The following is a 15,833-nucleotide window of genomic DNA, read 5'->3' as shown; positions in this document are numbered from 1 at the left end:
CCTATTAAAGTAAAAAGTAGATTAAAAACTGAGGATTTATAAAAAATGAGTCGCGATTTAAGATCGGATTTAATAGCAGCAGCCAAACATTTTTACGATCGTGGTTGGATGGTTGGGACTGCTGGCAATCTTTCAGCCCGCTTACCAGATGGCAGTTTTTGGATTACTGCTAGCGGCCGCGCGAAAGGGCAGTTAACTGAACAAGATTTTATCAGAATGAACTCAGACGGCACAATTGTCGAGCAACCTGTTCCAGACAGTCGCCCTTCGGCCGAAACCAGCATTCATTTAGCCATTTACAATTGTTTTCCAAACGCTAAAGCTTGCTATCACGTCCACTCCATCGAGGCAAATTTAGTTTCTCGGCTAACAGCAGGAGATGCAGTGCCTTTACCCGCGATCGAAATTCTGAAAGGTTTGGGGGTGTGGGAGGAAAACCCGCAAGTGTCTATACCCCTCTTTACAAATTATTTAGAAGTCCCTAAGATAGCCAAGGAAATTGGCGAATTCTTTGCCATGTGTGCGCCCTCTGTACCCGCTTTGTTAATTCGCGATCACGGCATCACAGTCTGGGCAGACTCGCCCGCCGCTGCCTACAATTACGTAGAAATTGTAGAATACATTTTTCGCTATACGATCGCAGCCCGCCAATTAAATTTAGATTTGAACTTTTAGATTTTAGATTAAGCGGTGCATGGATTCGGAGGGTTGGGGATTTGAGATTAGGAAACGATAAAATATTCAGAATAGGCAACAATTATGGCTAAATATACCAGAATTTTATCCATAGATGGAGGTGGAATTAGAGGAATTATTCCCGCGCAAATTTTAGTTAGCGTTGAGTCAAAGCTACAACAAAAAAGTGGCAACCCTGATGCGAGAATAGCTGACTATTTTGATTTAATCGCCGGCACGAGTGCGGGAGGAATTTTAACTTGCATCTATTTGTGTCCCGATGCCGAAAATCCCAGCAGGCCTCGGTGGGCGGCCCAAGACGCTGTTAATTTTTCGATTAAGAGTGGCCGCGACGTTTTTCAGACTTCATTTTGGCAAAAAGTCAGATCTCTAGATGGTTTGAGAGATGAAAAATATCCCAGCGATCCCTTAGAAAAATTATTTTGGGAAAATTTTAGAGATTACAAACTCAGCGAACTACTAAAACCTTGTTTAATTTCCAGTTACGACATCGAAAGGAGAAAAGCTCACTTTTTCGATCAAATAGATGCTAAAAAATCTCCAGAAGAAGACTATTTTATTAGAGATATCGCCAGAGCAACATCGGCAGCTCCCTCTTATTTTGAGGTTTCTAAAATCTACTCTTTTAGCAATGAATGCTACGCTTTAATTGACGGAGGAGTATTCGCAAACAATCCCGCACTTTGTGCCTATGCAGAAGTTAGAAATAAATTCAGAATTCCCGACAATGGTCCCGACAAAGGCCCGACAGCAAAAGAGATGGTAATTTTATCCTTGGGAACCGGAGAAGCTCAGAAAAAATACCCCTACGAAAAAGTAAAAAGTTGGGGTCAAGTTGAGTGGGTTGAGCCTTTAATTAATATCATGATGACGGGAGTTGCGGAAACTGTAAATTATCAACTAATCCAAATTTATGATGCGGTTGAAAGACAGAATCAATATTTGAGAATTACTCCCGATTTGAGCCACGAACAACCGCTGCAGATTGATGATGCCTCGGAAGAGAAAATATCGGAACTGCTGAGAATTGGCAAGGATCAAGCCGAAAAGAATAATGAACAGTTGGATAAGTTTATCGACTTATTACTGGCGGAGTAGTCCTAGAGTTTTAGTCAGTGGTTAAGAAATACCAAGAAAAGTGCGATCGACATTTGATATCTGCGGTTTAAAACTCTCAACTTGAGATGGTAGATTGGAGAAAGGAGGGCGATACACTCGAATTGCCTGAATAGGCACTTTCCCATCTGTTTCGGGGACGATTTCGAGCGTGTGTTTGGAGTTGCTCAAATTCTGAGCCAATGTTGTAGAATACTCGCGGCTTGAATCTGTAATTTGTGGAGGAACGTATGAATCAACAAACATTGGTCGCACCTGCCAGGAAATCTCAAAGCCTTTAGGCGTCGATTTTTTAGAGTGTTCATAAGAATTTTTTAGCCACCAGTTCCTCGGTTCAATCACGACGCGGCCGGAGTTTGAGACAAACATTTCGTCGTTTGTACCGCTGCCGTCGTAACCTGTTTTAGAACCTACAACGTCAAATTTAAACTTGCTGGCGTCGCTGTTAATCTCAGTAATTATGGCTTTCCAATCTTCGACGATGAGCGGTTTTTGGCTGGATACTTGGAGAATAGCGGGCCAAGGAACGCCAAGGCTAAGGCTAGGTCTGGTGATGCTGTAAAGTTCAGGAAATTGTGAGGGTTTTTTGCCGTCGATCGCAATTTTAGCAGAAATTGCCTTGCCGTTAAAGGTTTTATCGGCGATCGCATCTATTCTATTTCCTTCAAATTCTAAAACCAACTTGCCATCTTGCCACTTAACATCGCTGCCAACTGTGTAGGTTTTTACTAAATCCTGCGGCGGTTGAGGAGAATTTTGCCTGTATCGCAGGTGCGGTTTTATGAGAGCAGCTAGGAGAAAATTTCCCCAATCGTTGAGGTGAATGTTGTCACTCAATAGCTGTTTGGGCTGCAAGCGATTATCTTTCAAATACCGCAGCCAAGGTTCACGAATTTCGGCGATTTCGCAGCCGTATTTATCGGCCAACTCCGGCAGCCATTTAGTAGAATGAGTGTTGTGCCATTCGTATCTGCTGACTAAATTTGGATCGTCGCTGTTGCCTGTCGGCATCCAGTCAATATGGTCTGAATGCAAGAGTATTTCGCTAGCAGTTCGGCTGCGGACATTGGCAATTATGGCTTCGTAATCTTCACCGCCTCCGTAGACGTGAAAAATGAGCAAGTCTGGATAAAAAGGATACAAATCGTGTTCGCTGGGACGGATTAAAATCGGGGCTGAAAATCCTCCGAGCGCCCGATTTTCCCAAATCAAATCTGCATTGGGAAATCGCTGTTTCAAATCCTTTACTACATCTTGCGACCACTCTTGCAGAGTGATGGATTGACCGTAAAATAGAATACGCACTTGGCGGCGTTCAGTTGGAGTGCTAGCAGCAAGTAGCCCCATCGTCCTTTGAATCCTCGCTCCAAAACTAGCATTATTTGCAATAGGAGCGGGCGCGGGAAATGGCGTATAGGCAGCTATTTTTTTGATAGCCGGAACTAACAGAAAGCTCAGACACAAAAAAAGCAGCCACAAGTAGCGATAAATCTTTGGTTTTCTGCTATTTCCTGGGTGTTTTGCCATTGTTTTATTCTTTCCTGTCCGTTTCACTTCGCTCAAGGCGACTGTGGGATGAATGCTACGCCTCTAATCAGTAGCTGTAGCGTGCTTATGGGCGCACCTCACCAGTAGCTGTAGTGTAGGCTGTATGGAAATATATTACCAAATTGAGCGAGACAAAAAGTGATATAATGCCAGCTAATTAATTGCAGGAGATCGATCGCACGTCAAATGGATTATAAAACAGCCCGCAGTTTTCTGATCGACCAAGGAACAGCCCTGGAAACAAAGAAAAATCCCGACGCCTTCCTGATGCGTCTCAAACAAGGTCAACCGCCCGTACCCGGACAGGTGACATCGATTTTATTAGCTTTAAAAATATTGTTTGAAGGCCTGCAAGAATCTCCAATGCTTGATCGACAATTAATCTCGGCACTGCATTTACTGTCAGTAGAAGGTTTGCAGCAATTTGAAGCTGGACTCCGCAGAGGAGTTTCTTGGCCACCGCTGCTGAAGGAAGACTTAAATCGAATTGCGATCGCAGTCAAAAATATCTTTTCCGGCGTCTGGCAATAATTAGCTCAGCAACCACCGAACCCAATACCCACCGCCAGCAAACTCAATTTTTCTTCTACATTTTTTTTCTACAATTATTTGTAAAATTTTATGTTAATCTTGCTACATTTACCCTCTAATTGTGGCATCTTAATATAAGAATCAGTTCTCACAAACACTTGGAGAGACTACCATGAACGCCGAAGAAAAAGCTAGACAACTAATTGCACGAGAAAGGCAGCATAGCGAACACTTGCACGAATCTATGCTCAACCGTTCCTCCCACGAGCTAGAAACACATGGGGAGGGAATTGCTGAAGAAAAAGCCAGAGAATTAATGGCTCAAGAAAGGCAGCACAACGAACACCTGCACGACTCTATGTTAAGCCGTTCCTCCCAAGAGGTAGAGGCATCGATCGCACCCGATGACACTGACAAATAAATTTTGTTAACACAAGACTTACGGATACATACCAAGAAACCGGGTTTTTATACCATTTTTCATACCATAACAAAGGGCTGTCAAAATGTTTTTGTGTAAACAACCAGGTTTCTGCGTCCCGGAAGAGTTCAGCACAGCAAAACTATAATCAAATCGAGGAGGATTTTAGGTGCAATCAAAACAGCCGCTGCTCATTTGGCAGCCTCTATCACAAACATCCACGCGCGATATATAGCAAGAGAAAATGCCAAGTTCTACTGCTCGCGAAAGCTTTCGAGGGATGCCAAAAGAGCTGGCAGTCCCGCTAGCACGGCCGACACCAGAGCCTCATCTTTGTAAACTCGCGATCGGAGAATACGGGTACTTTTAGACGCAGAAGTGAAAGACCCTCGCCGTTGAAAATTTCCGGTTTCAAGTCGCCCTAAATTTTTTGTTTCTCCCGTCACATACAACATAGCAGTATCCTCGCAGTATCGTCAATTAATCCCTAAATATGCGCCCGTAAAATTTCTCACGGCTTGCTGTATGTTTCTATTATTACTCAGATAGGTAACAGAGATAAAAGCATGAAATAATTATTCACGATAAATAGGGATCAACTTAAACTGCATCACAACTTTTATTAATTTGTTACACGGCACGGGTTTGTTTAAGCCGATCGCCCACAGCGACTCAGACACCAGCCACCAAACAGCAAAATCACCGATTTCACAGGAGGAACGCGGATAAATGATGCTAACTCTTAGTCCAGCAACAGTCATAACTCAAATCAGGCCGACTGTCGAAAGCTTGCGCGACGGAGACTACCGCTACCGAGACTCCTTTGCGATCGATCGACCTTTCAGAGAAATCCAATTTCGCAAACAAGACAGATACATCACCGGCAGCGATTCAGACAAACGCACGGGCAAAAGTTACTGCTTCCGGGGCATCCCCCAGCAAAACAACATTATTAACATCACGGTAGCGATCGAAAGTTCCCCAAAAACAGCACAGCAAACCCAGTGGAAATTAGCACCGGGAAACCCCATTAATTTCGACAGGCTTTATCCCTTGCAAGCAGGGCCGGGATTAGAATTGTACAAATGTTTGACAGCATTTTTACCAAAATTGAAGGAGTAGCTATTGGTTACTTGTTAGTGGTTATTTCTTAATCACTTTGGCTTGTAATAACCAATAACATTATTTAAGAATTAACAGTCAACCGTCAACAGTCAACCGTCAACCGTCAACAGTCAACCGTCAACAGTCAACATTCAACATTTAACTCCCTAAGAACCAGCATTTTCCAATTCTTCCCGCAGCATTTCCCGGTAGACTTTCGGCAAACGAGAACTCATAGAATTGTTCTCAATTCCATATCCCAAACTCGTCCAAGTTCCCGAAAGCATCCGCAATACGTCAGTTAATCTTTCCTGCCGCAACATCTCAGGAATATCAGCTTTCCAAAACTTGCGATCGCTCAACCAAGCATAAACCACAGCATCCTGATCTTCTGGTTCAAAACTGTAATCTTCCCAGAATAAAAAATTAGCACGACGCGCCTGATAGCGCTTAGCCTTCTCCTTCCAAGTCGAAGTCAGAAATTGATACCTGCCCGCAGCGGTAGTACACCTGCCTCGATTCGGGCCATTAACAATCTTCACGCACCAGTCAGGATGGCGGCTCAAATCTAATATATATTTGCCACCGTAAACAACGTGATAAGGGCGAGCAACATTCGACTCGCTAGCAGAAATAGTTCGCATCAGCGCCCGAATATAAGGATCGCCCGTTTTAATAGCCAGCGGCGGGAATTTTCCCAGCCCGCTTACAGACTGCGACAACTGCTGATTTCCCCGCAAACTGTCAACCAAAAAAACACCGCCGCTAATCACAGCGCCGATTAAAAGTATAAATCCGAGGATTTGAATCTCCGATCGCCTCAGCAAACCTCTTTTTCGACGGCCGAATTTCTCAGCTTCTAGCCAACTCATTTCCATTTCCGAAATTTCGGCTAATTTTCGAGCCGCCCGCATCCGGCGCACCCGAAAATCGTATTGATATAGCGGCGCGGCTACCAGCGTTAGACTCGATAAAACCCCCGCCAATTTCATCAGCCAGAAATCTAATTCACCGGCTATGGCAACATTTGTCAGAGTAGATATTCCTGTTAGTAACTGAGCCGGATCGATCGATCGCGCTGGCCAATAAAAAATCGCAATTTGCACCAACAGCGACAGATTAAATGCAAAAAAAATCACTACAACAGCATTCAAGCCTTCTCGCAAGTGCGATCGAATACCACTGTGCCTGCGCTTGAACTTGCGCGCAACGCTAAAGCGCCCCGGCAGCATAATTAGTAAGGGATTTAAGATTTTGACGGCGAACAAGTGAAACACAAAAAACAAAGGCAACTGAATCAGCCAAGCCACCAGCAGTAGACTCAGAAAGCCGATATCGTCGCTGACAAAAGGAATGCCCCGGCTAAGGACAAAACTAAAACTCTGAGCGAGAGCAAATGCCCTTAACCACGAAATCGGATAGGGGAACCAAGCTGGCCACTTGAGAGTTTTCATGCTGAGAGAGGGAAAAGTTAACGGCGAATCGTAAAACTATTAAGATTTTGCCAGATTTGGCGATCGGAAAATAGCTGTAGGGTGCGTCAGCCCAAATCTTTGACCCAAATCACATCTTGCACCATTCTCGATAAGCCTTTTTTGGGCGGGCAGGATGCTCGCCCCACAAGAAAATGCACTTTTTGTGGAACAGGCATCTTGCCTGTTATTGAGAATGGTGCAACATCTCAGACCCAAATCAAATGGTTTTTTGTCTGACCGAAAGCATCCAGGATACAAGCCCCCGGATTCATCCGTCCAGAAATAAAAAACCTGTATCCGATGAAACTTGCCCCCCGAATTTATCGGTGGGGTCAATGCTTCAATCTAAAATCTAAAATCTAAAATCGCGCAATCGATTGACGCACCGAACCCAAGCGAGGCTAATTCAATCAAATCACACTGGCAAACAACTCCTCAAAACTCTTTTGCGGAGCCTCCGACTTCGCCACAATTTCGACAACCTTGTTGCGAGAAGTCGGCTGAAACAGCGCCTCCACGCACACTTGGGCTACCTTGGTGCGGGGAATGCTGCTCTCAAACATTTTGTCCGCACCAGTCATGACGATCGCATCTGAATTATCCTCATTTTTGAGACCGCCGGGACGGACGATCGTATAAATCAAGCCACTTTTTTGCAAATACTCCTCGGCTTGCTTTTTCCAAACCAGAATCAGCCAGAACAAATTCAGCGGGTGAAAAAACTGAGAGACGCACAGAGAAGTCACAAGCACAAAATGCTCAATGCCCTTAGCCTTAGCTGCATCCACCAAATTTTTAGTACCTTCAAAATCCACCTTGTAAGGCGCTGTCGGGTCAAAACCAGGGGCCGCCCCTGTCGCGCACAGCAATACCGTACTATCGCCGATGGCATCGCCCAGGGAAGTTGCATTTAATACATTCCCAGTCACTAACTCAGCCTCCGGTGGTAAAATTTGTCTAGCTGTGTCTAGATTTCGGACTAAGGCGCGTACGGGAATACCTCGCTTGACCAATTCTGCGACGATTCGGCGGCCAGTCTGACCTGTGGCTCCTGCTACAAATGCTTTCATAAGTCGAGTTATGCTGAACTAGGGTAAGTTTTGTTACTATCAATTTCTCAATTGTAGGGAGGAAACTCCCTTAACACATCCCCAACCGGATCGATTGGCGTGTATAACAGGAGAGCATACGATGAAGCAGGATTCCGCTGAATATCAAACTGTTGAAGCTTCTGACGAAAATTACTACCCAGATGCGAGTTCCCAACAGCCCGAAAGTGGAAGCGCGGATGCACCAGAGGAAGTTGAGCCGATTTGGTTTCACACGCATTTTGAAGACAGCATGGAGATGTACGCGGATGCGGAGACGGTGGCGAAGCATTTGAACAACCACAAGACTTGGTTTTGCCAGTGCGCTTCGCCGATGAAGGCCGAGCCGATCGGCGAAAACGGCTATGATTTATTAATCGGGCGTTTTGGGGCTTTCGGCTACCGTGTTGAAGCGAGAATTGGTTTAGAGTTGCTGCCGCCTGACGCTGAAGGCTGCTATTTGATTAAGACTATTCCGGTTCCGAATTATACCTCGCCTGGGTATGAAGTAGATTTTCGATCGGCAATGAAGCTAGTGGAGATACCGTCTCAGGAGTTTGCCGCCGATTGGCCTGCGTCGGAACGTGCTAAGCTGCCGCCTGCGATTACCAGCGCTACGTGGAAGCTGGATTTGGCTGTGGGAGTTTGCTTTCCCAAGTTTATTCGATCGATGTCTCAACCTTTAATAGAAAAAACCGGCGATGCGCTTTTGGAAAAAATTATCAAACAAGTTAACCGGCGCTTGACTTATAAAACTCAGGTTGTTTTTCACGAAAGTTTGGGAATTCCTTTTCCGAAAAATCCTAAGAAACATTAACAATACTTACGCTCTAAGCTGTTGTGCATTTAAATTGTATGTTAAGTGCGGGAGCTCCTGCCCACCCCACAAGAGTAAAGATTTATTTTTCTCTGCAATTTAAATGCGGATTAGCTTAACTCACATTTGTAGGGTGTGCACTGCACACCTTACTCATAAGTGCGATCGTAATAACTCATGCCATTTTAGGATTTTAGACTTCGGCGTGAGCGCTCAGTTGCACAATTTTAGATTAAATTATTGGGAATAACTGATTGTGTATGGGTTGGGATCACCAGCCTACAGTTGCTTTTTTGAAACTGATATCACTGTCTCCGGGTGCTTAGGGCGCGCCTTATGCCTATGTTTTTGAATCCAACACTTGCTTGAGCAGTTAATCCAAATAACCAAATTATTGCTAATAAAATTTAAAGGTAAGGTCATGATTGCATTTTGACATATAGCAATCCTTGCAGAAGTCGTAAATTTTTTACCCCACCCCAACCCTCTCCGAACCCGCTGGGAGTCCGTAAGAAATTCACAAATGATGCGAGGATTGCTATATGCTGATTTCTTATCACCGGAATTAGTTTTTATTATGGGTCAATTTAGCACAGGGTTGGACACCATAGTTTCAAGTCAGATGCCATCAAGTTCGACAGCATTATTATTAAAAGATTCTCCTTCTGTCATAATGCTTTCCCTCCTTATTGCTTCATGATTAAGCAATGTAGGCGACGCAGTTCAAAGGTGGCTCCGATCGCCCTCCGAAACCAGCAAGTGTCTCAGATCACAAAGCCGATCGATCACCCTCACTGCCAAAAACGTAAAATTATGTAACATTAAGTGAAGAGTTATCAAAGAACTCTTGCCATATCCCTAGAAAGTTATGACAACGAAACTAAGAGGTACACAGACAGAGAAAATGGAGAGAGACTTGCACCAGTTGAGGGCAGACCAAGAACTGATTCTCAACCAAGTAGACAATGCGATCGCTCTGTTCGACTCGTCTGACTGCTTAGTTTTGTTTAACAAAAAATTGGCCGGAATGTGGGAATTGTCCCCAGAATGGCTGGAAACAAAGCCGAAGTGCCACTTGCTGTTTGCGGAAATTGTCGATCGGGGTTACTTGTCTGTTCAGCAATGGCAAGAGTTTCAGCAAGCACTCGAAAAATCTCAGGATGAAAGTTTATCATTTTATTTCGAGCAATCCAATGCGGTTTGTTTGGAGGTGTGCGCCACGATTACCAACAGTGGCGGACGGCTGTTTACCTTTCGAGACGTTACGGTATACCAAAACTCCCAAGCTAGCTTGAACGCAGAAGTCAGGCGCCTGAGCTTTCTTTTAGGTTTAACCGAACGCCTGCAAAAGTCTGACAGTTTGCAACAAATAGGTCAGTTTGCCCTCACCTATTTAGTAGAGGCAATGAATGCAGCTTTCGGAGATGTCAAGGTGATTAACGGCAAGGGAAATGATCGGCAAGCGTCGGGGATTTGCAACCAAGTTTCTAGTCAATTTTTGGCTACTTACGGGGAACCCGTAGTCGCAGGAATGCAAGAATTGCTCGACCAAGGCATTCCCTACGGCATCGGTTTGCTGTGGGAAGTGGTGAAAACTGGTAAACCTGTGTTTGTCGAGGAGTATGCCCAACATCCCAATGCTGTGCCGGAATTTCGGCATCCGGGAATTGGACAACTGGGTATTTTTCCGATCGCAGCCACCGACGGTACAATTATCGGCGTACTGACGCTGGAGTCCCGCAACGTCAAAAAACTGCAAACCGCCCTCCACCAAGAAGTGCTCTCGGCTGCTTGCCGGACTCTGGGGGCGGCGATCGAGCGGGCTCAGACACAAGAGAACCTGCGCCAAGTTAATGAAGAATTAGAGTATTCTTCTCAGTTGAAATCCGAGTTTTTAGCCTCAATGTCCCACGAATTGCGGACGCCTCTCAACAGCATTCTCGGCTTTTCTGACTTGCTGCTGCGGCAAACGGCCGGACAGTTGAGCGATCGACAAATCAACTATGTAGAACTGATCGAAAAAAGTGGCCAGCACTTGTTGCAGCTAATCAACGATATTCTCGATCTTTCTAAAATTGAAGCCGGGAAAGTAGAGCTAAGTTTACAGCCTGTTCGCGTTCAAGAACTCGCGACAGACTGTATGAAAATGATGCAGCCACGGGCAGACAAAAAGCGAATCGGTTTGTCTTTAGAACTCGACTACCGTATTACTAAAGTTTGGCTAGACGAAAGGCGAGTGCGACAAATTGTGATTAATTTACTTTCCAATGCCATCAAATTTACCCCCGAACAGGGACAAGTTAAACTCAGCGGGCGTCTGGCCTACGGCAGCGAAATAGACGGCGACTACCGGCCGGATTGTTCTCCTGTAAATGCCAGCACTCCTTATTTTTGTTTTGAGGTAAAAGACTCCGGCATCGGCATTCCTCAAGACCGCTGGCACTTGCTATTTAGACCTTTTCAACAGGTGGATTCTTCCCTGACTAGGCGCCACGAAGGTACAGGTTTGGGTTTGGCTTTGACTAAGCGATTGGCAGAATTGCACGGGGGGACTGTTTCTTTTCAATCTGTTTGCGATCGGGGAAGTCTTTTCCGCGTTTGGCTGCCTTTGACGGAGATGCGTCAAGAGTTGGGAAACTTTGCTTCTTGTGCCTTGGATTCCAAGTTAGTCCCTGCTTCTGCGATTGCTTTACCAATTGGCAGGAAGCGGATTTTGGTTGTCGAAGACCAGCCTTTTAACCAAATGTTAATTTCTGAGGTGATGGAATTGGAGGGGTACGGGGTAGAGATACTCGCGGATGGGAAGGCGATGGCCGATCGTATTCTCGCAGCCTCTGCTGCCCCGGAGTTGCTGCCGGATTTGATTTTGATGGACATTCAGTTGCCGGATGTTGACGGCTTTGAGTTGATGCGCCGAGTTAAAGCAGATCCTGTCTGGGATTCGGTACCGATGATTGCGGTGACGGCGATGGCGATGCCCGGTGACAGTGAGCGATGTTTGGAAGCTGGCGCTTCTGCTTATTTAAGCAAGCCACTGGATTTGAATTTGGCGATCGCTACTGTCCGTTCTTATCTGGGCTAACAATAATTATTTGCAGTTCCAGCACTGCCATTTATGATAATTGATAACCAGAAAGGTTAAACTCAATAGTAGATAAATATCTATAGGACTTGTGCAGAGTTGCCCGATAAACCCGGTTCCTACTGAGATGTTGCACTATTCTCAATCAGTCTTGGGCGGGCTCTCCTGCCCAACCCTACTCCCCACAAGAAAGCTCACTCTTTGTGGAACAGGCCGGAAAGCCTGTTCTTGATAATGGTGAAAGATGTAAGTTCCTACCAAAAACATCGAATTTAATAACGAGAAATACAGGAACCAACCAGATTTCGAGCATCTACACGCGCAAGTCCCGATCTAAATTCAATGCGTTATTATATCATATTCCATGTCAAACAAGTCGCCCTGCATCATGTTGGTTGATGACGAGCCAGCTAATCTGACTTTACTGGAAGAGTTATTGCACCTGAAAGGATACGCTACAGTATCAGCTTTATCTGGCCATGAAGCGCTCTCCCTCGCCCGCGCATCTCGACCTGATTTAATTTTACTAGATATTATGATGCCGGAGATGGACGGTTTTGATGTGTGCGAGATCCTGCGGAAGGATACGGCATTGCAAACTGTACCGGTGATTTTTTTAACAGCCCTCGATGACGATACCTCTCGCATCAAAGGGTTAGAAATGATGGCAGATGATTATTTAACAAAGCCTTTTAACAGTCGTTTGTTGCTGGCCAAAGTTGAAAATATTTTGCAGTTGAGTCAAATGCGATCGCAAGCTGTATCTTCCCAATTGCACGAGCAGGTAAAAGAGCAAAGCAAACGCCAAATCGCCGCAGCTTGGGAAGCCAACGAATATCTTTCAGAAAAATTTCAGCTATTTGTGCCAGAGCAACTTCTCGAACGAATTGCGCCGCAAGGAATAGAATCTATTCAGTTGGGCAATGTCACAGAAGAAGAGCTGACTGTTTTATTTTGTGACATTCGCGGGTTTACTACGATCGCCGAATCTCAACAAGCTCGCGAGACTTTTGAATGGTTGAACGCTTTTTTCACTAAAATGAACGAGTGCATAACGTCTCACGGCGGGTTTATTGACAAATACCTAGGCGATGCAATCATGGCAGTATTTGACAAGCCCAATTCTCACGCCATGGATGCGATCGAAGCCGCAGTAGCCATGCAAGAAACTTTGCAAGAATTTAATGCCAGTCGCCACAAATACAATTTAGAATCTCCCGTCAATATTGGTACGGGAATTAACACAGGTATCGGCATGATCGGCACTTTGGGTTCCGATCGCCGCATGGACTCTACAGTCATCGGCGATGTAGTAAATACAGCTTCTCGGTTAGAAAATTTAACTAAAATATACGGCTGCCAAATTATTGTTAGCGAAAATGCCATTGTTCATGCGAGAGAATTTCTAAATGGCATAAGTTCCAACTCCCACTCGAAAGAAAGTTTATTATTAAAGTGCGACTTAGAAGTGGAAACACAAGAGAGTATGATTTCTACTTCTGGGGCGACTGCTGCTGAGTGCCATTTGCCCAGCAACAATTATTACTATCGCTGGATTGATCGAGTAACCCCGCGTGGCAAGCAGCAAGCTATTGAAATCTACGAAATCTGGGCAGCCTCCTGTCCCGACTCGGAGGCAAAGCAGCTTACCCAGGGTTTATTTGACAAAGGAATTCAAGGATGGCAATCCGAAAGATTTGTCGCGGCCTTGGGATATTTTCAGCAACTAATCGAACAAAACCCTGCGGATACAGTTGTCCGTTTTTATATAAATCGCTGCCAGGAAAAACTAGGTTTTCTACCTGCAAATAGTAGCTCATAAAGATTTAACTTTTAGGGCGGGCTAGAAGCCCAACCCTACTCCACACAATAGTTTAGAACTCTGGAAAAAGTCGCTAACTATCGTGTATTGTATCGGCGTAGCGTCTGTGCTTTCCTTATCAATGAAAGATTTATGCAATAAGTCTACTTTAATTGGAGTTAGCATCAAACAGTTGTCAAAACTTGCTCTCTCAACTTCCCGATCAGCTCATTAACCCCCCCCGCATTCAAACGGTAACTCAAAGGATGACCGATTAAATAAGCCGAACTTTCAAACAAAACATCAATTTCCACCAAACCATTTTCCCGCAAAGTTTTGCCAGTGGAAACCAAATCGACAATTGCCTCCGACATACCCGTAATCGGCCCTAACTCGACAGAACCGTAAAGCGGCACAATTTCCACCGGCAAATTCAAATTGTGAAAATATTCCCTTGCACAGTGTACGAACTTAGAAGCAACTCTACCGTGAGGAGGCAAATCCACAGTTCGCCGATAAGAACTAGATTCCTTCACCGCCACCGACAGCCGACACTTGCCAAATTTTAAATCAATTAAATTGGCAACTTTCGGCTTTTTTTCCCGCAAAACATCATAGCCAGCAATCCCCAAATCCGCTTGACCGTATTCCACATAAACCGGTACGTCGTGCGTCCTTACTAACAAAGCTTTGGCAGTGCCTGTCGGGTCATAAATTTGAAGTTGTCGGTTCGAGGAATCGAGAAAAGCACTGAAGTCTAATCCAACCGATTTAAACAGCCGAATGCTATCTCCTAACAATCCGCCTTTGGGAAGTGCAACAGTAATCATGTCAATTTTTAGAGGGTAAATTTCTTAATTTGGGAAGGGGGAGATCGCGGCCTAAGCAGAAACAGCTTTTACCAAACTCAGAATAACACATAGAGTTCATAGCGAAAAATAAATTTCGGGTATTGCTCGATCTTTTGTTTGAGGATATATTATATTTAGTAATTTTTTATTGAGTCACGTTTTTCAATGGCGGTCGGTATGGAAAATAATCAAGAATTTGAGGAAAATTTTCACAGTGTAGACCAGGATTCCCTGAAAAAGATTACAGTAGATGAAATCCTCTCAGGCGGTGGTGTAGAGAGGGAGGAAATGGACTATACAGTAGCTGTACCTAGCGCTAACCAGGCCAGGGTTCCCAGGGACAGAGGCTTCTCATCTCATGTGAAATCAAGCGTGTTCGATCGCGCCCCCCGATCGCAGTTTGCAGAAAAACGCGGAACGCTGGGAGGTTGTTAATGTAAAATGCTTGCACAGGCTGGTGCATAGAACTGGACGATCCTCTTCGAGGGCTTCGCTAACGCGCGTTAGCGTTAGCGAAGCGATCCGAAGGAAAGCCTTGGAACAGGATCGTCATTCAGTCTCACGGCTTTGTATATTCAACTCTAAAACTTAAAATTGCACGGACGATCGCAAATAGCTGAAAGTTAAACTATGACCGAATTGACACTTGTTATTGGTAATAAAAATTATTCCTCTTGGTCGCTGCGTGCTTGGCTGGCGATGAAAGAAGCTGGACTGGAATTTGCCGAGGTGAGAATCCCCTTAGACTGGCCGACAACCAATGAAGAAATTCGGCGCTATTCTCCTTCGGGAAAAGTGCCAGTTTTAATCGACGGCGACTTGAAAGTGTGGGAATCTTTAGCAATTTGCGAATACGTTGCAGAACGCTTTGCAAATGATTTGTGGCCGACAGATGTAGCGGAACGGGCGATCGCGCGTTCCATCTGCGCCGAAATGCACGCGGGGTTCCAACATTTGCGCGAAAATATGCCGATGGACTGCCGCAACCGCTATCCGGGAGAAGGGATGACTGCCGGTGTAGAAGCAGAGATCGATCGCATCTTTGTCATTTGGCGCGAATGCCGCCAAAAATTCGGAACAGGCGGCAATATGCTATTCGGAAAATTTACAATAGTTGACGCTATGTTTGCTCCCGTTGTGATGCGTTTTGTCACCTACGGAGTCAAATTAGATTCAGTAACAAAAGCTTATGCGGATGCGATTTTAGCCTTGCCTGCCATCCAGGAATGGGTAGCAGCAGCTTACAGCGAAACGGAAAGTATTCCACACATTAAAATCTAGGAAAAATCAGTTTACTTAAACT

14 protein-coding genes are annotated in these 15,833 nt (G+C 45.0%); 10 read left to right on the top strand and 4 right to left on the bottom strand.

Features of this window, described 5'->3' with window-relative positions; all coding sequences use genetic code 11:
- The first annotated feature begins 45 nt into the window (after positions 1–45).
- Positions 46–675 carry a methylthioribulose 1-phosphate dehydratase gene (mtnB, locus tag QUB44_RS06410; RefSeq protein ID WP_333364530.1) on the top strand — a complete coding sequence of 210 codons (630 nt, stop codon included), beginning with the start codon at positions 46–48 and terminating at the stop codon, positions 673–675.
- Between the two features lie 84 nt (positions 676–759).
- Positions 760–1,794 carry a patatin-like phospholipase family protein gene (locus QUB44_RS06405; RefSeq protein ID WP_333364527.1) on the top strand — a complete coding sequence of 345 codons (1,035 nt, stop codon included), beginning with the start codon at positions 760–762 and terminating at the stop codon, positions 1,792–1,794.
- A gap of 21 nt (positions 1,795–1,815) precedes the next feature.
- Here QUB44_RS06405 and QUB44_RS06400 read toward each other — a convergent pair whose 3' ends face one another.
- The gene (locus QUB44_RS06400) at positions 1,816–3,339 is read right to left on the bottom strand and encodes an SGNH/GDSL hydrolase family protein (protein ID WP_333364523.1); all 1,524 of its coding nucleotides are present in this window, start codon (positions 3,337–3,339) and stop codon (positions 1,816–1,818) included.
- Between the two features lie 207 nt (positions 3,340–3,546).
- Here QUB44_RS06400 and QUB44_RS06395 point away from each other — a divergent pair, with 207 nt between their 5' ends.
- The 3 genes from QUB44_RS06395 to QUB44_RS06385 all read left to right on the top strand — a co-directional run bounded on the left by QUB44_RS06395 (position 3,547) and on the right by QUB44_RS06385 (position 5,434).
- Complete coding sequence (locus tag QUB44_RS06395) at positions 3,547–3,891, top strand: hypothetical protein (protein ID WP_015174589.1); 345 nt, start codon at positions 3,547–3,549, stop codon at positions 3,889–3,891.
- Positions 3,892–4,063: 172 nt separating this feature from the next.
- Positions 4,064–4,312 (top strand): hypothetical protein, encoded by a 249-nt coding sequence (locus QUB44_RS06390; RefSeq protein ID WP_333153951.1) that lies wholly within the window; start codon positions 4,064–4,066, stop codon positions 4,310–4,312.
- Positions 4,313–5,041: 729 nt separating this feature from the next.
- Positions 5,042–5,434, top strand: coding sequence for a hypothetical protein (locus QUB44_RS06385; RefSeq protein WP_333364520.1), 393 nt, complete (start codon positions 5,042–5,044; stop codon positions 5,432–5,434).
- Between the two features lie 149 nt (positions 5,435–5,583).
- Here the strand turns inward: QUB44_RS06385 and QUB44_RS06380 are convergent, their stop codons facing one another.
- Positions 5,584–6,870, bottom strand: coding sequence for a glycoside hydrolase family protein (locus QUB44_RS06380; RefSeq protein WP_333364517.1), 1,287 nt, complete (start codon positions 6,868–6,870; stop codon positions 5,584–5,586).
- A gap of 431 nt (positions 6,871–7,301) precedes the next feature.
- Positions 7,302–7,961: an NAD(P)H-binding protein gene (locus QUB44_RS06375; protein ID WP_333364514.1), complete on the bottom strand. Its 660-nt coding sequence runs from the start codon at positions 7,959–7,961 to the stop codon at positions 7,302–7,304.
- Between the two features lie 121 nt (positions 7,962–8,082).
- Between QUB44_RS06375 and QUB44_RS06370 the strand changes: the two genes are divergently transcribed.
- From QUB44_RS06370 to QUB44_RS06360, 3 genes are all read left to right on the top strand, one after another.
- Positions 8,083–8,796, top strand: a complete 714-nt coding sequence (locus QUB44_RS06370) for a DUF1997 domain-containing protein (RefSeq protein WP_333364511.1) — start codon at positions 8,083–8,085, stop codon at positions 8,794–8,796.
- An 868-nt stretch (positions 8,797–9,664) separates the two neighbouring features.
- The gene (locus QUB44_RS06365) at positions 9,665–11,878 is read left to right on the top strand and encodes an ATP-binding protein (protein WP_333364508.1); all 2,214 of its coding nucleotides are present in this window, start codon (positions 9,665–9,667) and stop codon (positions 11,876–11,878) included.
- A 364-nt stretch (positions 11,879–12,242) separates the two neighbouring features.
- Positions 12,243–13,700 carry a response regulator gene (locus QUB44_RS06360; protein ID WP_333364505.1) on the top strand — a complete coding sequence of 486 codons (1,458 nt, stop codon included), beginning with the start codon at positions 12,243–12,245 and terminating at the stop codon, positions 13,698–13,700.
- A gap of 164 nt (positions 13,701–13,864) precedes the next feature.
- Here the strand turns inward: QUB44_RS06360 and hisG are convergent, their stop codons facing one another.
- Positions 13,865–14,509 carry an ATP phosphoribosyltransferase gene (hisG, locus tag QUB44_RS06355; protein WP_333076539.1) on the bottom strand — a complete coding sequence of 215 codons (645 nt, stop codon included), beginning with the start codon at positions 14,507–14,509 and terminating at the stop codon, positions 13,865–13,867.
- Positions 14,510–14,707: 198 nt separating this feature from the next.
- Here hisG and QUB44_RS06350 point away from each other — a divergent pair, with 198 nt between their 5' ends.
- Both QUB44_RS06350 and QUB44_RS06345 read left to right on the top strand, forming a co-directional pair.
- A complete protein-coding gene (locus QUB44_RS06350) occupies positions 14,708–14,965 on the top strand; it encodes a hypothetical protein (protein ID WP_333364502.1) in 258 nt (85 codons plus the stop codon).
- Between the two features lie 195 nt (positions 14,966–15,160).
- Positions 15,161–15,811: a glutathione S-transferase family protein gene (locus QUB44_RS06345; RefSeq protein WP_333364499.1), complete on the top strand. Its 651-nt coding sequence runs from the start codon at positions 15,161–15,163 to the stop codon at positions 15,809–15,811.
- The last annotated feature ends 22 nt before the right edge of the window (positions 15,812–15,833 follow it).

Origin of the sequence: Microcoleus sp. AT3-D2, from assembly GCF_036705715.1 — a bacterium.
GTDB lineage: Bacteria > Cyanobacteriota > Cyanobacteriia > Cyanobacteriales > Microcoleaceae > Microcoleus.
The sequence above is the reverse complement of the archived record's forward strand: the minus strand, read 5'-3'. Positions and strand labels throughout refer to the sequence as shown.